The sequence below is a fragment of the Asaia bogorensis NBRC 16594 genome, from assembly GCF_001547995.1.
In the GTDB taxonomy this organism is placed as follows: domain Bacteria; phylum Pseudomonadota; class Alphaproteobacteria; order Acetobacterales; family Acetobacteraceae; genus Asaia; species Asaia bogorensis.
In genome coordinates this window covers 506,392-523,724 of sequence record NZ_AP014690.1, presented here as the reverse complement: position 1 = coordinate 523,724, position 17,333 = coordinate 506,392, and the positions used below count along the sequence as shown (strand labels likewise).

General features: G+C 60.6%; 16 protein-coding genes and 1 riboswitch. Of the genes, 4 read left to right on the top strand and 12 right to left on the bottom strand.

Annotation, left to right across the window (positions count from 1 at the left end):
- Positions 1-392: 392 nt before the first annotated feature.
- Genes Asbog_RS02355 through glnK form a run of 3 tightly spaced genes read right to left on the bottom strand, consistent with a single transcriptional unit; the run spans position 393 to position 2,603 of the window.
- Positions 393-896 (bottom strand): hypothetical protein, encoded by a 504-nt coding sequence (locus Asbog_RS02355; protein WP_023977811.1) that lies wholly within the window; start codon positions 894-896, stop codon positions 393-395.
- Positions 897-927: 31 nt separating this feature from the next.
- Positions 928-2,268 (bottom strand): ammonium transporter, encoded by a 1,341-nt coding sequence (locus Asbog_RS02350; RefSeq protein WP_062163950.1) that lies wholly within the window; start codon positions 2,266-2,268, stop codon positions 928-930.
- Entirely contained in the window at positions 2,265-2,603 is a 339-nt protein-coding gene (glnK, locus tag Asbog_RS02345; RefSeq protein WP_023977809.1) for a P-II family nitrogen regulator, read from the bottom strand. The genes Asbog_RS02350 and glnK overlap by 4 nt, the downstream gene beginning before the upstream one ends.
- 170 nt (positions 2,604-2,773) lie before the next feature.
- Here glnK and Asbog_RS02340 point away from each other — a divergent pair, with 170 nt between their 5' ends.
- The 3 genes from Asbog_RS02340 to Asbog_RS02330 are packed head-to-tail and all read left to right on the top strand — an operon-like array spanning position 2,774 to position 5,603.
- Positions 2,774-3,997, top strand: a complete 1,224-nt coding sequence (locus tag Asbog_RS02340) for a UbiH/UbiF/VisC/COQ6 family ubiquinone biosynthesis hydroxylase (protein WP_062163949.1) — start codon at positions 2,774-2,776, stop codon at positions 3,995-3,997.
- A complete protein-coding gene (cysE, locus tag Asbog_RS02335; RefSeq protein ID WP_062163948.1) occupies positions 3,994-4,818 on the top strand; it encodes a serine O-acetyltransferase in 825 nt (274 codons plus the stop codon). Before Asbog_RS02340 ends, cysE begins: the two co-directional genes overlap by 4 nt.
- 56 nt (positions 4,819-4,874) lie before the next feature.
- On the top strand, positions 4,875-5,603 hold the full coding sequence (locus Asbog_RS02330; RefSeq protein ID WP_146926442.1) for a hypothetical protein: 729 nt from the start codon (positions 4,875-4,877) through the stop codon (positions 5,601-5,603).
- A 27-nt stretch (positions 5,604-5,630) separates the two neighbouring features.
- Here Asbog_RS02330 and Asbog_RS02325 read toward each other — a convergent pair whose 3' ends face one another.
- From Asbog_RS02325 to Asbog_RS02290, 8 genes are all read right to left on the bottom strand, one after another.
- The gene (locus tag Asbog_RS02325) at positions 5,631-6,380 is read right to left on the bottom strand and encodes an AIM24 family protein (protein WP_062163946.1); all 750 of its coding nucleotides are present in this window, start codon (positions 6,378-6,380) and stop codon (positions 5,631-5,633) included.
- A 132-nt stretch (positions 6,381-6,512) separates the two neighbouring features.
- Positions 6,513-7,973, bottom strand: a complete 1,461-nt coding sequence (locus Asbog_RS02320; RefSeq protein WP_062163945.1) for a carbohydrate porin — start codon at positions 7,971-7,973, stop codon at positions 6,513-6,515.
- Positions 7,974-8,135: 162 nt separating this feature from the next.
- Complete coding sequence (locus Asbog_RS02315; RefSeq protein ID WP_062163944.1) at positions 8,136-10,730, bottom strand: MMPL family transporter; 2,595 nt, start codon at positions 10,728-10,730, stop codon at positions 8,136-8,138.
- Positions 10,731-10,845: 115 nt separating this feature from the next.
- Positions 10,846-11,319: a 6,7-dimethyl-8-ribityllumazine synthase gene (gene ribH, locus Asbog_RS02310; protein ID WP_023977802.1), complete on the bottom strand. Its 474-nt coding sequence runs from the start codon at positions 11,317-11,319 to the stop codon at positions 10,846-10,848.
- Between the two features lie 9 nt (positions 11,320-11,328).
- Positions 11,329-12,618, bottom strand: coding sequence for a bifunctional 3,4-dihydroxy-2-butanone-4-phosphate synthase/GTP cyclohydrolase II (locus Asbog_RS02305; RefSeq protein WP_062163943.1), 1,290 nt, complete (start codon positions 12,616-12,618; stop codon positions 11,329-11,331).
- On the bottom strand, positions 12,615-13,226 hold the full coding sequence (locus Asbog_RS02300) for a riboflavin synthase (protein ID WP_023977800.1): 612 nt from the start codon (positions 13,224-13,226) through the stop codon (positions 12,615-12,617). Before Asbog_RS02300 ends, Asbog_RS02305 begins: the two co-directional genes overlap by 4 nt.
- On the bottom strand, positions 13,226-14,392 hold the full coding sequence (ribD, locus tag Asbog_RS02295; protein ID WP_083510659.1) for a bifunctional diaminohydroxyphosphoribosylaminopyrimidine deaminase/5-amino-6-(5-phosphoribosylamino)uracil reductase RibD: 1,167 nt from the start codon (positions 14,390-14,392) through the stop codon (positions 13,226-13,228). Before ribD ends, Asbog_RS02300 begins: the two co-directional genes overlap by 1 nt.
- A gap of 12 nt (positions 14,393-14,404) precedes the next feature.
- Positions 14,405-14,555: riboswitch (FMN riboswitch) on the bottom strand.
- 186 nt (positions 14,556-14,741) lie between these two features.
- Positions 14,742-14,936 carry a hypothetical protein gene (locus Asbog_RS02290; protein ID WP_062163942.1) on the bottom strand — a complete coding sequence of 65 codons (195 nt, stop codon included), beginning with the start codon at positions 14,934-14,936 and terminating at the stop codon, positions 14,742-14,744.
- 257 nt (positions 14,937-15,193) lie between these two features.
- On the opposite strand from Asbog_RS02290, the gene Asbog_RS02285 reads away from it, so the two are divergent.
- Positions 15,194-16,645: a cryptochrome/photolyase family protein gene (locus tag Asbog_RS02285; protein WP_062165658.1), complete on the top strand. Its 1,452-nt coding sequence runs from the start codon at positions 15,194-15,196 to the stop codon at positions 16,643-16,645.
- A 36-nt stretch (positions 16,646-16,681) separates the two neighbouring features.
- Here Asbog_RS02285 and Asbog_RS02280 read toward each other — a convergent pair whose 3' ends face one another.
- Positions 16,682-17,284 (bottom strand): hypothetical protein, encoded by a 603-nt coding sequence (locus Asbog_RS02280; RefSeq protein WP_062163941.1) that lies wholly within the window; start codon positions 17,282-17,284, stop codon positions 16,682-16,684.
- Between the last annotated feature and the right edge of the window lie 49 nt (positions 17,285-17,333).

Sequence of the window (17,333 nt, the reverse complement as noted above, 5' to 3'; positions counted from 1 at the left end):
ATTTATAGTTATATAGATTTTTCTGTCACGAATAATAGTCTTATTATCGCAGGATAATCGTCGTTTTTTCTTTAAATGCATGGTTTTTTCTAGTTGTTAATGCAAATTCGCAACGAACTTCATCCAGCATTGGCAACCCTGCAAAGGCCGGGTTATCAGCCCTCCGCACCGCAGAGCCTGGTTGTTCTCATTTGCGTTGATATGATGCGGCACCAGACGCGGCCAAACCCCTCGACGAGCGCTGGCTATGCCTCTGACATCGCCTCAGGGCCTGACGCCCCACCTGATCCGGGCACAGATCAGGACCGGAAGGACGCCGATGTTGTCGATCACCCACCGTTTGTTGGAAGAGGCTCAGACATAAAAAAAGGCCCGTTTCCGGGCCTTTTTGCTTATTTCAGCTTGGCGTTGCATTGGGAGTAATACCCACCGCCCTTCTGGATCCATTTCAGAGAACCGTTTCCGCCGGATTGCTGGTTCGCATGATACTGGTCGAGGCAGGTCTTCATGCGTGCCTTGCCCGCCGGAAGCTTGGCATAGGCAGCAGAGACAGAGGTCGGAAATACCACGTTGCCAGACGCTGTCGTGGAAGGCTTCGAAGCGATTCCTGCACCCGGTGAGGCGGGTGCCTCGGTGGTTACAGGCTTGTCTGCCGCTGCTTCCTTTTCTGCCGGAGCCATGGATGTCTGCGCGGTGCTGGTCGAGACATCGCCACACTGGGCAGCCTTGAAATCCTTGTATTTCTGGCCATTCAGGGTGCCAGCTTTCTCGGCAGCCTGAAACTTCGCATGACATTCCTTCGCCGTCAGCGCCAGGGCGGGGGAGCTGGCACAGGCCGCTCCACCGAGCATGAGACCGGCCAGCAGAACGTGGCCATGAGAGAGTTTCAGCGCCATTGGCAAATTCCCGTTGGGTAAGGAGTGCGGATCAGTTGATCCGCTCACCATGCAGAACCATGTCCAGACCTTCGAGTTCCTCGTCACGCGTGACACGTAGCCCGATTGTGAGATCGATAACCTTCAGGATGATGAAGGTGAAGATCACGCACCAGACGATGGTCACACCCACAGCTTCGGCCTGACGAACGAACTGCGCGAAGGAGCCGACGACACCTGTCGGGTTGGCATCCGTTGCCGATAGCGGCCCATAGGCAAACACGCCGGTCAGCAACGCGCCTACGATACCGCCCGTACCATGCACACCAAAGGCATCAAGGCTGTCGTCATAACCAAGGCGCGGCTTGAGAATGGCCGAGGCCCAGAAGCACACCACGCCAGCCACGAGGCCGATGATCAGCGCCGGACCTGCCAACACGAAGCCTGCCGCAGGCGTAATGGCCACAAGACCCGCCACAGCGCCGGAGATGATGCCAAGAGCCGTCGGCTTGCGGGAGTGGATCCACTCGGCAGCCATCCAGGCCATGGCACCACCTGCGGTCGCGATCTGTGTGGTCAGCATGGCCATGCCTGCACGACCATTGGCACCACCGGCAGAACCGGCATTGAAACCGAACCAGCCCACCCACAGAAGCGAGGCACCGATGATGGCGTAGGTTAGGTTAAAGGGCGAGAAGTCGTCATGGCCCATGCCACGACGCTTGCCGATCACGAGGGCAGCGACAAGACCCGCGACACCCGAGTTGATATGAACGACGGTACCACCGGCAAAATCGACCGCGCCAATACCGGCCACCCAGCCAAGCGGGCTCCATACCCAATGGGCAATCGGCGCATAGACCAGCAGGGACCACAGCACGGTAAACACGCACAGGGCCGAGAACTTCATGCGTTCGGCAAAGCTGCCCGCAATCAGGGCAGGCGTAATGATCGCAAAGGTCATCTGGAACATTACCCAGACGCTCTCGGGAATCGTCATCGCCACAGGGTTGGCCGAATTGGCCCCCATGGTGAAGGCCTGATCGACCCCCTTGCTGATATGCTCGGCCACGCCGTTCAGCATGAAGCGCGACATATCGCCAATCCAGGGCGTGCCCGTGCCGAAGGCAAGGCTGTAGCCGATCACCAGCCATACGATGCTGGCAATACAGCAGATGGCGAAGGACTGGATAAGGGTCGCAAGCACATTCTTCTTGCGGACCATGCCGGCGTAGAACAGGCCGACACCCGGAATGGTCATCAACAGCACAAGGGCGGTGCTGACCAGCATCCAGGCCGTGTCACCCGTGTCAATCGCGGCAGGCGCTGCGAAGGCAGGCAGGGGAAGCGCGCACAGAGCGAGAGGAGCAAGGGCCTTGAAAACGCGGCTCATATGGCAGTTTCTCCCGTTTCGCCGGTTCGGATGCGGATGACGCTGTCGAGAGGCGAGACGAAGATCTTGCCATCGCCGATCTTGCCGGTGCGGGCGGCGTTGAGAATCGCATCAACGACTTCATCGACGATGTCATCACTGACAGCGATCTCGATCTTGACCTTCGGCAAGAAGCTGACCTGATATTCAGCGCCTCTGTAAATCTCCGTCTGTCCTTTCTGACGGCCGAAACCCTTGATCTCGGTAACCGTTAGGCCCTGTACCCCTAATGGGGTCAACGCTTCACGGACGTCGTCCAGCTTGAACGGCTTGATGATCGCCGTAATGAGCTTCATTACATTCCTCCGCACCGCAAACGGCTTCTGTTTATAGAAACAGCTCCGCCAGTTCTCATGAACGCAAATCGTGCCAGTTTCATAACGAGATTGGCAAGGGTCTATGACGATCCATTTCCCATTTCCTGCGACTGCATTAAAAAAGCCACGGTCAACAATGCTGCGGAGAAATGAACCCCATGCGACAGGTCGATATCTGCATCAACGGCGCTGGCCCGGTCGGGGCCACTCTGGCCTGTCGCCTTGCGGCCTCGGGGCTTCGGGTTCTGCTCATCGACCGGTCTCCCCTGCCGGGCATGGAACATCCCTCGCTCGACGGGCGCGCCTATGCCATCACCGAAGGCTCACGCCGCATGCTGGTGGCGGCCGGTATCTGGCAGCACCTCCCCTCCCCCTCGCAGCCCATACGCAGCATCACCGTCAGTGATGGCCGCCCCGGCGAGCCAGCTTCCCCCCACGGCCTGCGCTTTGGCCCGGAGGATGCACCGATCGAAAATGGTGAAGCCACGCCATTCGGATGGATGATCGAGGCGCGCGACCTGCGTGCGGCCCTCAACCATGCCCTGACGACGCATGAAGGCGCTCTCGACATTGCCGCGCCTGATACGGGGCGCTTCGAATTTGGCGCCGATCATGTCGAGATCACGCTCAAATCCGGACCGGTTTATCGGGCGCCGCTCGTCATCGCCGCAGAGGGGCGGCAGAGTCCGTTACGCCAGCAGGCGGGCATCATGGTCACGCGCCTGCCCTACAACCAGTGCGGACTGATCAGCATCATTCATCATGAGCGCCCACATGACGACAGGGCGCTTGAACACTTTCTCCCTCAGGGGCCGTTTGCACGCCTCCCCCTGCCGCCCACGGCCGAGCATCCCTATCGTTCAGCGATCGTCTGGGCAGAGGCGACACGACGCGCCGAGCGGTTCTACGCGCTTGATGAAGCAGCCTTTGCCAATGCCATCATGCAGCGTCTTGGCGATGATGTAGGCAAGGCCGTTCCGGTCGGCCGACGCTGGATCTATCCGCTTTCGGCGCAATATGCCCAGCGTTACACGGCACCGCGGCTTGCGCTCGCGGGCGATTCCGCCCACGGCCTTCACCCGATTGCGGGACAGGGCCTGAATGTCGGGTTCAAGGACATCATCGCCCTTTCCGCCCTTGTGGAAACGCGGTTTGCCAGCGGGGGCGATCTCGGCGGCGCCGATCTGCTTGCTCGCTACCAGCGTCAGGTGCGCCCCCATAACATGGCGATCATGGCGGCTTGTGACGGGCTTGAACGCCTGTTCGGCAATGACAATCCTCTTTTGCGTTTCGGGCGTGATCTTGGGCTGGGCGTGATGAGCCGCCTGCCAGGCCTGCGCCGCACATTCGTGAAGAAGGCCATGGGATTATGAGCACATTACCCGATCAGACATCGCCCAGAGCGCCCGATCTGGGCGTCGTATGGCAGGAAATGCTCAAGCAGAGCGATGTCTGCTGCGATGTGCTGATTCAGGGTGTGTTTGCGACAGGCATCAGCGATCACCGCAATTTCCAGGGGGCTCTCGCGGCGCTGCTCGGCACCAAACTGGCTGACCGCGCGCTTTCGGCTCCGGTGCTGTCTGCGCTCGTCACATCGGCACTGGCTGAAAAACCTGAAATTGCTGAAGCCGCCGCCGAAGACATGATCGCGATCTGCGAGCGCGATGCCGCTTGCCCGGATTACGTGACCCCCTTCCTGTTCTTCAAGGGCTATCACGCCATACAGGCCTATCGTATCGCCCACTGGCTCTGGTGCCATAACCGCCAGCATCTTGCCCGCCATCTGCAAAGCCTTGTGAGTGAACGCTTCGGTCTCGACATTCACCCCGCCGCCCGTCTTGGACGGCGTCTGGTGTTCGATCATGGCGCAGGCATCGTGGTGGGTGAAACCTGCATTATTGAAGACGATGTTTCGCTTCTCCAGGGCGTTACGCTCGGCGGGACGGGCAAGGAAACCGGCGATCGTCACCCCAAGGTCCGGCGGGGCGTTCTTGTCGGAGCCGGAGCTATCGTGCTGGGTAATATCGAGCTTGGCGAGGGCGCCAAGGTGGGCGCTGGCTCTGTCGTGCTCGAGAGCGTACCACCTTACACAACGGTTGTGGGCAATCCCGCACGTCGCATCGGCACGCGCCATACCTCCATGCCAGCTCTGGGGATGGATCAGCGTCTGCCTCCCGTGGATTATGTGATCTGACATCGGGGCCTTCAGGAGTGCCTCCGGCAACAGCGCCCTCGCGTGTGAGGACGCTGTTGCTTTGGCTGCGCCGTGGGGCGCTCGCTCTGGCTGGGCTGTTTGCCACCTATCTAGGTGTTCTGGCTTATCCTGAACCGGCTTTTGCCTATCGGACGCAGTATCGGCAATTCGATCTCTGGTCGGATCGCCCTATCGACAGCCATATCACTATCATTCTGGATGACGCGACGCGGCGCTTGCAGACATCGAGCCTCTATACGCCACAGCAGCACTTCCACGTCTTTTTCTGCAACGCGCGCTGGCGGTTACAGCTCTATGGGCTGTTTCACCCAGGCGTCGGGGGCATCGTGATCGCGCCGCTCACATCCAATATCTACCTTCGTGAGACGGATATCCCTCATGACAGGATCATTCCTCCCCATGCCGGACCAAAGGCAGATGCGAAGGAACGCCCGCTCGCCTATTACATTGCTCATGAGGCGACGCATGTGATGCAGGGCCGCAGCTTCGGACGTTTCTTTGCCCTGACCCGCCCCACATGGCTCAATGAAGGCTATGCCGATCTCGTCGGCAAGGGCGGTAACTTCGATATGCGGGACAATCTCGCGCGATTCCAGACGCATGATCCCTCAATGGATGTGCGCCGGAGCGGACTCTATCGACTCTATCATCTGGAAGTCGCCTGGATGCTCGGCCATGATGCTGTTCCTCTGGAAACGCTCTACGCGCATCCTCCGGCCGAGAAAAAGCTCCTCGCCAGATTGCGCGAGGCGCGACTGCCCTGAGACAGGGCGTATCGCGCGGCGTATGGATCAGTCGAACGCCTTACGCACCAAGGAGCCGAGCAGAGTGCCTTCAGCTGCGCCTGTCGCTTCCGTCATCCCGAGATAGGGGCTGAGTGCTCCGGCGAGATTGGACAAGGTGAGTGTCTGCAGCCAGATGCGCCCCGGCCCGGTCAAACGGACCAGAAACACGCCATCGCCCCCGAACAGCTTGTTGCGTATGCCGGGCAGTGTCGTGATATCGAATTGCACACTCTCCTCGAACATGCCGACATGACCGGGGTGCACATCGATCTGTTCTCCGGGTGCAAGATCATGGGCCACGATCTCGCCGCCCAGCTCCGCCCAGAACTGACCGTAACCCGAGATGCGCTGGAGGATGAATCCCTCCCCGCCAAACAGGCCCGCGCCGAGCTTGCGCTGGAAAGCCATTTCGAGGCGGACCCCTTCGGTACCAGCGATGAAGCCATGACGATGCACAAGATAGGCCCGCGATCCATCGAGCGTATGCTCGGTGATATGCCCCGGTATCTTGGCGGCGAAGGCAACGATGCCGGGAGCCCCTTCAGCGCGATAACGGGTAATGAACAGCCCGCCTCCTGCAATCATGCGCGAGATTGTGCCCATGAATCCGCTTTGCCCGGCCCCTGACGTACTGGTTTCCAGCGTGACATGGGGGCTTTTCCAGGAGAGCTCGCCCGTCTCAGCCATGAGCGTCTCGCCGGGCTGGAGGGCGATGCGGAGTACAGGGAACAACGAACCATCAATCTGGGCATCCATGAATCATTCTCCGGGAAACATAACGTCACAGAGCATGGCACGGCGGAGCCAGTCGATGCATTGGCAAAAATGCAGGCGACCATGAAAGATGCGTTCTCAACCGATCATGACCATCAGGCCGGTTCCGGTTGTTCAGAGGAACTCCACATGGGACTTGAAGCCGAGCAGGACAGCGTCTTTGAGGTTTCCCTGCCCGTTGGGTCGCACGAACAGCTCAACCATCGGCTGCATGAGAATACCGCGCCAGGCATGCCAGCCGTAATTGGCCTCCATGACGACGGCATGACGCTGGATACCGGTGGCACGGTAGGGCAGTACCTCCCCCCTCGCGCGCAGCAATTCTTCGGTGCGCTGCACGCCCGGCGACATTGCCGTGTAGCTGAAGGCCAGAGCGATAGTGTCCTCAGGGCGGGAGGCGAAAGTCCCACGGCTGATGAGACCGCCATAGACCTGCCAGTGGCGCAGCGCCACGCGCCCGTCATTATAGAGAAAGCCCCAGAGCGCCGTCAGGCCGGAATCTGTATCCTGTCCCGCCTTGTCCTTGCGATAGGTCGTGATTTTCTGATCCATCAGCACCCAGGCATTATAGCTGGCACGATGCTGACGCTGGTTCAGCCCTGTCACGGCATAGGGCTGGCCATACTGGTCCTCGTGGATATCGGAAAGCGGGGTGGTCGTGAGTGCCGCACCAATCTTGTAATGGCCGGGTAAATGGCCGCGCGCCCTTGGCTCCCATCCCAGTTCGAGCGGCATACGCACGCCATTGATATAGGCGCTGTTGAACTTGAAGCCGCTGCGGTTCATCGAATAGGCAAACATGCCCTCTTCGGTCAGATACAGGCCAAGCTGGATATAGGATTGAGGCAAGGGGCGGCCGCGCACACGCAGACCCCAGTTCCCGGCCGGAAAGGTCGAGGCATATCCAGTATCGGCTGCCGCACGGGGGCGACCGCAGATGGCGTTGATCTGGAACGTACAGAAAAGCGGGCTGGCCACGAAGTCGGAGAGTTCAGCCATGCGCCCTGCCGCAATCGAGAGCTTGCCGCCATACAGCGTCTCTTCGCCATAGGCCATGACGAGATGCACCACTACATTGCCGCCCCCGCCATAGATTTCAGAGGAGTGGTTCAGCCAGTCGCCGAACATGCGGTTGGCAGGCGTGCCATAGCGCCCCGTCACGACCATATGCGTGGCAAAGCCCCTGATATGCGCAATGCGCTCCCAGTCCACATTCAGCGAAAGGGCATATTGCCCGGCATTGCTCGAGCCCTGACGGTAATCGCCGACATGGCGTGTGGGTGTGGTGACGGCGGCTGCATATTCATTGATATTGTCGAGCAGCAGCCCGATCCCGTGGCGACGCAACCAGTCCGTCAGGCCAAAGGGATTATAGAATACGGCCTTGGGCTCACCGAATGCCGGTACGCTGGTGGGCTGCAAGGGCCGGTCAGGAAACGGATCATTGATCTGATAGCTGGGTTCCGAGCCTGTTTCCTCATCGTCATCATCGGCGGCCCAGCCCGGCATCGGGGCTGACATACCTGCAAGACAGGCGGCGGCCAGGCTCCAGCGGAAGAAGTGACTCAGAACCAAAGAAACTGCTCACGGAAACGTTAGGCCTCGGTCCTAGCATCGCCAATCCGTGCCTGACCAGTCCGATTTTTTTTCCGCAAACCCGGAACCAGGGAAGAGCAGCCCACGGGGGTCACAATGCCTCGGCTTTGGCAGGCGCCCCCGTCTTGCCAGATGAACCGGCTATTCCTTGTCGATGCTGCGCTTGGGCAGCAGGGCGGGAATGAAGGTCAGCGTTGCAAGCAATGTGCAGGCCAGCGACATGAGCAGTAGCCGCCCCATACTGGCCGTGCCCGGATGCTGCGAGGCGGCAAGCGACCCGAATGCCGTCCCCGTTGTCAGGGCCGAGAACAGGACCGCGCGCGCCGTCGGCGATGTCAGCGGGCTCTTGATGCCCGCACGCCAGTTCATCACGAAATAGATGTTGAACGACACCCCTACGCCAAGCAGCAGGGGCAGCGCGATGATATTGGCGAAATTCAGTGTCTCGGGCACCGTCACGATCAGAATAACCGTGATCAGCGCAGAAAGCAGCAGGGGTGCCAGAACGAGCGCCATATCCAGCAGGCGGCGCAGCGCCACAAACAGGATGATGGCGATCATGACCAGAGCCGAAATCGCCGCTGTCGAGAAAGCATGAACCATCGTATGGGCGCTCTCGACCACCTCAAGCGCCGTGCCTGCCGTATTCTTGTCCACCGACTGCATGTCGCGCAGGAAGCGATAAAGCACCTTGCTGTCGGACATCCGCCCCTTGGGCAGAACCTTCAGCAGGGCGCGTCCATCCGGCGCCACATAGTCACGCGCAATATCCTGCGGGATGCTTTCCATCGTCACAGGCGTGGGCTGAAGCACATCGACAAGCTGGGCCAGCTGCTCGGGCAGAAAGCGCGTAAGCGCCGTATCGGCCGCCATGATCCGGTCATCCGGCGCCTTGGCGAGTGTCGCAAGGGCTTTCTGGATGTCGCGCAGCGGTGAGTCGGGCGCGGTCTTGTCGATCACGGCGCCCAGCTTGGCCGCTGCCGAAGCCGCGCTGGCGCGAAGGGCATTGGCATCGGGCGCAGGCTGCACTTCCTGACCCACCAGCGTCGGCAGCAGGATCGACGCCGTGTCCTTGATCATCGCGAGCTTCTCGGTCTGATCTTCCGGCACGAACATGCCCAGCCACATGACCGAGGAAACACTCGGCAGCGCGTCGAACTGCTTGGCCCGTTCTGCGGCCACCTTCAGGTTCGGCACGATCACCTCGCCATCATAGGGCGAGGCGCGCGGGTCCTGCTCCAGCAGATGAAGCGCGCGCATTCCCTCGGTGTCCGGATTCTTGGTGTGCAGAGGATCAGCGTCAAAGCTGAGGCGCGGAATGAGCGCAATGCCGGTCAGGGCCAGAATGGCGTAGAATGCCAGGATGGGCTTGCGGAAACGACGCAGGAAACCGTCGGCCGGTGCAAGGCTGGCGAAACCGGGCATGCCGCGGCTCAGACGCGCGCGGAACAGATGCAGCAGGGCCGGCAGCAGGGTCATGGTGCACAGGAAGGCGATGATCATGCCAATACCGGCAATCAGGCCAAGCTGGGCCACGCCCACGAAATTGGTCGGAACGAAGGCAAGGAAACCCGCCGCCGTTGCCAGAGCCGCCACCAGGATCTGATGCCCCGTCTCGCGGCCCGTCTCGGCCAGTGCCTCGGCAGGCGCCATGGCTTCACCCGATGCCAGACGCTGCCCCCTGAAGCGGACAGAGAACTGGATCGCGAAATCGACAGCGATACCGACAAAGAGAACGGCAAACGCGACAGAAATCAGATTGAGCTTGCCAACGGCGAGGGCGGCAAAGCCTGTCGTCAGCAGCAGACCGATAACGAGCGTGATCAGGATCGGCACGATCACGCGTACAGAGCGCACGGCCAGAACCAGCCAGCACGCCACCAGTACGAGCGAGGTCAGCAGACCAAAACCCATGCCATGGGCAACGGTCGAGAACTCCTCATCGCTGAGCTGCACCGGGCCGGTGATCATGGCGATTGCGTTGCCACTCCTGACGAATGGCAGGGAATCGATGGCACGGCGCATGGCGGCGCTTGCCTCACCACCCGGCTGAAGCGAGCCGAAATCCTGATGCGGCTGCGTGATCACATACTGGTAGTTGCCCGCCATATCGCCCAGCGGACCCGCCAGAAGATTCTGCCATGACAGATCTTTCGGGTGGCCGCTGGCGGCATCATTCAGTGCTGTGGCAAAGCCGCGAAGCTCTGGCGTGAAGCTCTCTGGGATATCCTCACCCGCCGACAGCCCCTCGCCCATCAGCCCAAGGGCCGTGAAGATACCGCGCGATGACGGATCGGCCGAAAGCGTCCCCAGAAAGGGCTGCGCTGCCACGATGGAATCGAGCAGCGTGCCCAGAACCGGCTTGTCGAGATAAAGCAGCCCATGATTTTCAAGGAAGGGCGAGTCGTCAGGCAGGCGAACGGTACGGAAATTCTTGTGATCGGCGCGCAGGATACGGGCCAGTTCGCGCGCTGTCGCCCGGCCCTGCTCTGGCATGTCGGCCTTGATGATGGCCACCATCAGGTCGTCATTCTGCGGGAAAAGCTGGCTCAGCTCTGCGCCACGCTGTTTCCAGGGCAGGCTGGCTGCAAACATTTCATCAGTATTGGTTGTCACACCAAGGCGTTGCGCCGTCAGCACCAGACTGCCGGCTGTAAGCACCGCAAAGAGAGCGACGATAACAAGGGCGCGCCTTGCGCAGAACGAGACGATCGATCCGATGAAATTTGCTAGCATTGACGTGTGATGAACCCTGCCACGGAAAGACGCCAGAGCGTCATGGTCCGGGCAGGTTTAGAGCATTGTCACCCGAATGGGAAACCACACCCGTCACAGCGTTGTAACAAATGCCTCAGCTCCGGGTGTTGCGCAGGAAAGCCAGGGTCTCGACACAGGCGGCCGAAGCCTCGCGACCCTTGTTGTGCACATCCTTGCGCGAGCGGGCCTGGGCCTGCTCATCCGTGTAGGTCGTAAGCACACCGAAGGAGATGGGCGTTTCAGTGGCAAGCTGGGCTTGCATGATGCCGATGGTGGCCCCGAGGCTGATGAACTCGAAATGGGCCGTGTCACCCTTGATCACGCAGCCAAGGCAGATGATTCCCTCATATGTTCCCGTCTTGGCCAGAGCCTGCGCCATCAAAGGCAGTTCGAAAGCTCCCGGTGCATCGAACACATCGACATCGCGGATATTGTGTTCAGCGAGCCATTCCAGCGCGCCATCACGCAGACCATGCGTGACATCCGTGTTGAAGCGGCTCACCAGCAGAGCGAGCTTGGGCGTGGGAACGAGTGTGAGGTCGGGAGCGACGGGGATGGATTTGCTCATGGAAGATCCTTACTTCTGAATCACTGAATCAACGAGTTCGGGCCAGACATCGCTGAGCTGATGCCCCATCCGGGTACGCTTGGCGTGAAGATACGCCCGGTTGAACGGGTTGGACCCGGCTTCGAGGCGTTCCTGACTGATGACCTTCAGCCCTGCCGCCTCCAGTCCCGAGACCTTGCTGGGATTATTGGTGAGCAGCCTGAGCGTGTCGATACCAAGCGACTGCAGAATGGCCGCGCCTGTCACCCAGTCACGCGCATCGCCCGGCAGACCCAGTACCAGATTGGCTTCGAGCGTGTCCTTGCCGGCATCCTGCAGGGCATAGGCCCGTATCTTGTTGCCGAGTCCGATCCCCCTGCCCTCATGCCCGCGCAAATACACCAGCACGCCGGAAGGGGCTGCGGCGATACGCTCAAGCGCCTCACGCAATTGCGGGCCGCAGTCGCAGCGCAGTGAGCCCAGCGCATCACCTGTCACACATTCGGAGTGCAGACGCACTAGCGGGGTGCCGTTAGCGGGATCACCCTTGATCAGCGCCACATGCTCGATGCCATCAGGGGCACGAAACGCCTGGATACGCAGGTCGTGACCGCCATAGACGCTGGGAAGCGCTGCCTCGGCAATACGCTCGACCGCTGGCGGAACGGGCGCCGGCAGAATGACATCCCCCAGCGCTTCGCGGCCATGCACACGGCACCAGGCGGCAATTTCCTCAATGCTGATGACGGGAATGTCGTGACGGGCCGAGAATGCGCGCAGTTCCGGCAGACGTGCCATCGTGCCGTCATCACTCATGACTTCGCAGATCACCGCCGCAGGAAACAGGCCTGCCAGCCGAGCCAGATCCACAGCGCCTTCCGTATGCCCGTCACGGGCCACCGTACCTTCGGGATGCGCTCGCAGGGGGAAGATGTGGCCGGGGGTGCTGATATCCTCGGGCCTTGCATCGGGGTGGCCCGCAACCTGAATGGTTCGTGCCCGATCGGCCGCCGAAATCCCCGTCGTGATCCCGGTCGTGGCCTCGATTGAAACGGTAAACGCCGTTCCACGTGGATCATGGCCACGCCGGGGCATCATGGGCAATTCAAGACGTTCAATCTGCTCCGGCTCCAGCGGCAGGCAGATCAGCCCACGCGCGTGGGTTGCCATGAAGTTGACGGCATCCGGCGTAGCAAACTGGGCGGCAATCACCAGATCGCCCTCATTCTCACGGGCTTCGTCATCCACCATCATCACCATGCGCCCTTCACGCAGGGCGGTGATGGCATAGGCCAGACCGGGCGAGGGAAGCGTGTTCATGACCGTACCCCGTATTTCAGCAGGCTCTCGACATATTTGGCCAGCACATCGACCTCGACATTGGCCGGATCGCCCTCGCGGATTTCGGAGAGCCCGGTATGGTCCCATGTGTGCGGAATGATCATGAGGGCGATGGTGAAGCTGTCATCCAGCACGTCGCTCACCTCATTGACCGTCAGGCTGACGCCATCGAGCGCGATCGATCCTTTCTCAACCACATAGCCACGCAAGGCAGCGGGAAGGCGGAACGTGATGTGATGCGACTCCCCGACCGAGCGGATCCCCACCAGATGGGCAAGCCCATCGACATGCCCCTGAACGATATGCCCCGAGAGACGTGTCGAGGGTGTGCTGGCCCGCTCAAGATTGACCCGCGCTCCGGCAGCCAGTCTGCCTAGAGCCGTGCGCGACAGCGTTTCAGCACTGACAAAGAAATCCGCCAGCCCTGACGAGTCATAGGAGGCGACTGTCAGACAGACGCCATTGACGGCAATGCTCTCGCCCAGATCCATATCTGACAGTCCCGTCTCGACCTGAAGCAGGATCGCCTGATCACGGGGTTCGACAGCCTTGATACGGCCGATATGTTCGATAATGCCTGAGAACATCAGAAAGCAGCCTTGTCAGCAGGAAGGGGACGCGCCCCTTCATCAAGTATGAAACGCAAGGGGGTGGGGCCGTGGGAGTAGACCCGGTGCCGGTCAGGACCGTCCGGGGTGGTCTGGATGTCCAGCCAGTCATCCCAAAGGCCAAGCCGCCTGATTTCGCCGAGTAGCCCGGGCCCGGCTTCGACCATCGCCCAGTTCACGCCATGATCGGCCAGAAGCGAAGGGATCTCGCCTAGGTCACGCGAAACAAGCACGCGAAAACCGCTACCGATCATCTTCTCCCGCCAGGAATCGGGAAGGCGATTCTGCCTGTCACACACCACGACCAGTCGCGGCGTCCGGTCCTCATGATCGGGAACATGGCGCACATCGAAACGTGGGCTGTCGGACAGGATCGTGCCAATACCCGTGATGATCGCATCGCTGGCGCGGCGCAGGCGATGGGCAATCTCAAGCGAAGCCTGGCTGGTAAAAGTCTTGCGCCCGGCAGGGGGAATCATCGAGCCCTTATTGTCCCGTGCCTGCTTGACCGTGATCCACGGGCACTGGCGCACGATACGTGTTGCAAAAGGCGCCAGAAGCGCTGCGCAGCCATCATGCACATCGGCGAAGGCCGGAAAATCCTCGAGCAAAAAGACATTCCGCCCCTCAGGCATCTGCCGCAGGCGCGCAATGCCGCCCCCGGCTACCGGGTTCGGGTCGCTCATGCCCACCCAGACATCCTGAACAGGACTGTCGCGCAGCGCCTCGCTGCAGGGGGGCGTGCGTCCGACATGATTGCAGGGTTCGAGGGTAACAAGGGCTGTCGCAACGCGGTCGATCACGCCGGTCTCGCGCGCCCGGTGCAGGGCAAGCGCCTCGGCGTGGCGGGTTCCGGTACGGTGATGAGCCTCGGTGACGAGTATGTTGCCCTCGTGGTCGAGCAGACAACAGCCAACAGCAGGATTGGGAGAGGTGGCGCCAAGATAACGCGCCGCTTCGTTCAGCGCGGCCTCAAATCCCGAACGAACCGCCTCACGCTGGGCCAGGCTATGGCCCTTTTGTGCGGAGGCAGAACCGGGGGCGAAAACTCCCGACACGATGATACGGTCCCATCCATCAAGGACGGTCTCCGGGCGTGAACATTCTGTATCTCGGCCACGAACATCCCTGGCGGGATGCGCCATGACAGAGGCAAGTCCTGTTCTCTTCCATCCGGACTATGACCGTCGGCTCCGGATTTGGACCGGATCTGCTGACCCCCGGGCCTGAAGGGCCTGAGGCGCTCGCGGGCTCGTGCCAGAGGCACCTACCGCCGGTGGGGAGTTTCACCCCGCCCTGAGAACGTCGAATTCTGCACCGGTCGACATGACCGGACGGTCACTATGTGCCCCCTTTAACGCCTTTTGCAAGGGGCAAAGCCAGTCTGGCATCCTGACACAGATCCCTGCCGTCACCCCGGCAAGATGAGCAGGCGCAAAAAAGGGCGGGGAAATCCCCGCCCTTCATGCTTGAACCATGTGTGGTTCAGATGGCTCAGTGCGTTGCAGCCTGCGGCACCGAGTTATGAATGGCGCCCTGGGTTGCGCCTGCGCCACGGCTCACGTCATGACCGATGGAGCTGACGTCACGGCCAGCACCGTCAACCGTGTTGCATGCGGTAAGGCCAAAGGCAGGCAGCGCCAGCATGACAGCAAGAGCACCGGTGCGGAGGAAGGAAGCCGTAGTCATGGAAGAATTTCCCTTTTTTATAGGTTCGGGCCTTAACAACGCCTCACCAGCATATGGGTTTGCTTCGTTACAAATTGGCATCGTCATGTGATGCCCCTGCCCTGAGACCTCCATGCCTCGTCCACACGCAGAAAACAGCCGAAAATGCCCCTGATTCGAACCTCATGCGGCGTGATGCGCTCATCCTGTTCACCTTTTTGTGCGAACGCCGAAGCCCCGCTTCCGGCCCCCGCAATGGCAACACAGGCAGCCCTTTCATGACCGACACGCCTCCCTCGATAGTATGGTTTCGCGATGACCTCAGGCTTCAGGATCATCCTGCACTTGATGCGGCCAGTGGGCGCGGCGGCAGAATTCTCTGTGTCTATGTGCTCGACCGTTCGGGTACGACCCGGGCACAGGGCCGAGCCAGCCTGTGGTTTCTTCACGGCGCTCTTGGCAGTTTACGCCAGACGCTGAAGAAACACGGAGGAGATTGCCTGATCCTTGAGGGGGATCCCGCCGAAATCCTGCCCGCTCTGGCAAAAGAGACGAAGGCCGACATTCTTTACTGCCATCATCGCTATCAGAAAGAAGCCAACGCGCAGGATGACGCCGTCTCTCAGGCGCTTGAAAAGGTTGGATGCGACATGAAGCGCCTGCACGGTACCGTGCTGCGCCAGCCGGAGTCCGTCGTGACCAAGACCGGCACACCCTACAAGATCTTCTCTGCCTGGTGGAAAGGATTCGAGGGATTGGGGGCCCCGCCTTCCCCCATACCTGCGCCTTCTGGCCTCTCTTTCCTGCCTCTCTCATTCACGCATGGCAAAAAGACGAAATTCGCGCCTTGCGATATCGACAAGGCCTTGCTTCCCACCAAGCCAGACTGGGCTTCGAAAATGGGGGAGTACTGGGATCATGGCGAAGAGGCCGCGCATGAGGCTCTGGACGATTTCGCCTCCGGCCCCCTTGCCCATTACGATACGGGCCGAAACGACATGGCCGCCGAAGAGAGTTCGCGGCTCTCACCCTATCTGCGTCATGGCGTGCTCTCACCCCGGCAAATCTGGCATCACTGCAAGAACAAGGGCGAGCCAGCCGATCGCGAGACCTTTCTGTCCGAACTCGGATGGCGTGATTTCTCGTGGTATACGCTGTTTCACAATCCGGAATTGCCACAGCGCAACCTCAAGAAGCAGTTCGACTCCCTGAACTGGCGCAAGAGCCGCAAGGATCTGCAGGCCTGGCAGAAGGGAAAGACGGGCATCCCGGTCGTGGATGCCGGGATGCGCCAGCTTTGGGAAACCGGCTGGATGCACAATCGGGCGCGCATGATCGTCGCCTCGTTTCTGGCCAAGCACCTGCTGATTGACTGGCGACAGGGAGAAGCCTGGTTCTGGGACACATTGATTGACGCCGACCCGGCGTCCAATGCTGTCAACTGGCAGTGGGTCGCGGGGACGGGCATCGAGGCATCACCCTTTTTCCGGATTTTCAATCCCCTTCGCCAGTCCGATAAATTCGACCCGAAGGGTGATTACATCCGGCGCTGGGTGCCAGAACTGGCCAGATTGCCCGATGACGCCATTGCTGCGCCATGGCAGGCAGACAAGGATGTTCTCGAGCGTGCCGGAATCAGGCTCGGGCGTGACTATCCAGAGCCGATTGTCTCTCTCGATGAGGGACGTGACAGGGCCATGACCGCCTATCGCAAGACGAAGGGTAGCTGAAAATGGGCCGTGCAGGCCCAACCTGCCGTGACACGCCTAGTGGCGGGTGACGGTCAGCGTCCGTGTTTCACCATTCGTCAGTCTGAGCGTCAGCTCTGTCGATGCACCCGGCTCAAGCCCTGCAAGATCCTCAAGTGCGGGCAGGTTGGCCGCGAGGGAGAAGCGACAGGGGCCGATTACGCCAGCATGTCCCTGCACGAAGGTCATGGGGGGCAGGCTCGTGCCATCGGGGGTGGTGATCGTGCTCACCTTGTCCTGACTGAGAATGGCATAGGCATGCATCATGGGCTCACTGAGAATGAAAAACTGCTCCCAGTCATTTGCCACGGTCGCATGGAAGTCGATCCCGGCATTTTCCTCACTGCGCAGATAGCGCCCCGACCCATCAAGACGCTGTAACGTGACCAGGCCGCTGGGCAGGCGAGTCGCCTGAAGCTGGGGAATCGGCATGGGCAGTGAGACAACCTTGCGCAAGGTCACCGTAAACTGCTCCTGCGCCACAGTATCCGCGAAGAAAAACAGGCCCGGATAGCGTCCCGGCGACGGCACAACAGAAAACAGACAGTCGCGCAGCGGATCGTGATCGACCACTTGCCCGAAAAAATCGAGTAGCCAGAAGCGGGCAGAGGCGTAGAGCATGGACAGGCGTCCCTTTCGTCAATCGGTTATCGCTGTCTTACACGATCTC

Excerpts from the sequence above, each read along its gene's own strand:
- Asbog_RS02300 (WP_023977800.1), bottom strand. The coding sequence starts at position 13,226 with ATGTTCTCAGGCATTATCGAACATATCGGCCGTATCAAGGCTGTCGAA.
- Asbog_RS02355 (WP_023977811.1), bottom strand. The coding sequence starts at position 896 with ATGGCGCTGAAACTCTCTCATGGCCACGTTCTGCTGGCCGGTCTCATG.
- Asbog_RS02350 (WP_062163950.1), bottom strand. The coding sequence starts at position 2,268 with ATGAGCCGCGTTTTCAAGGCCCTTGCTCCTCTCGCTCTGTGCGCGCTT.
- ribH (WP_023977802.1), bottom strand. The coding sequence starts at position 11,319 with ATGAGCAAATCCATCCCCGTCGCTCCCGACCTCACACTCGTTCCCACG.
- Asbog_RS02315 (WP_062163944.1), bottom strand. The coding sequence starts at position 10,730 with ATGCTAGCAAATTTCATCGGATCGATCGTCTCGTTCTGCGCAAGGCGC.
- Asbog_RS02325 (WP_062163946.1), bottom strand. The coding sequence starts at position 6,380 with ATGGATGCCCAGATTGATGGTTCGTTGTTCCCTGTACTCCGCATCGCC.
- Asbog_RS02285 (WP_062165658.1), top strand. The coding sequence starts at position 15,194 with ATGACCGACACGCCTCCCTCGATAGTATGGTTTCGCGATGACCTCAGG.
- cysE (WP_062163948.1), top strand. The coding sequence starts at position 3,994 with ATGAGCACATTACCCGATCAGACATCGCCCAGAGCGCCCGATCTGGGC.
- Asbog_RS02280 (WP_062163941.1), bottom strand. The coding sequence starts at position 17,284 with ATGCTCTACGCCTCTGCCCGCTTCTGGCTACTCGATTTTTTCGGGCAA.
- ribD (WP_083510659.1), bottom strand. The coding sequence starts at position 14,392 with ATGGCGCATCCCGCCAGGGATGTTCGTGGCCGAGATACAGAATGTTCA.
- Asbog_RS02340 (WP_062163949.1), top strand. The coding sequence starts at position 2,774 with ATGAACCCCATGCGACAGGTCGATATCTGCATCAACGGCGCTGGCCCG.
- Asbog_RS02305 (WP_062163943.1), bottom strand. The coding sequence starts at position 12,618 with ATGAACACGCTTCCCTCGCCCGGTCTGGCCTATGCCATCACCGCCCTG.
- glnK (WP_023977809.1), bottom strand. The coding sequence starts at position 2,603 with ATGAAGCTCATTACGGCGATCATCAAGCCGTTCAAGCTGGACGACGTC.
- Asbog_RS02290 (WP_062163942.1), bottom strand. The coding sequence starts at position 14,936 with ATGACTACGGCTTCCTTCCTCCGCACCGGTGCTCTTGCTGTCATGCTG.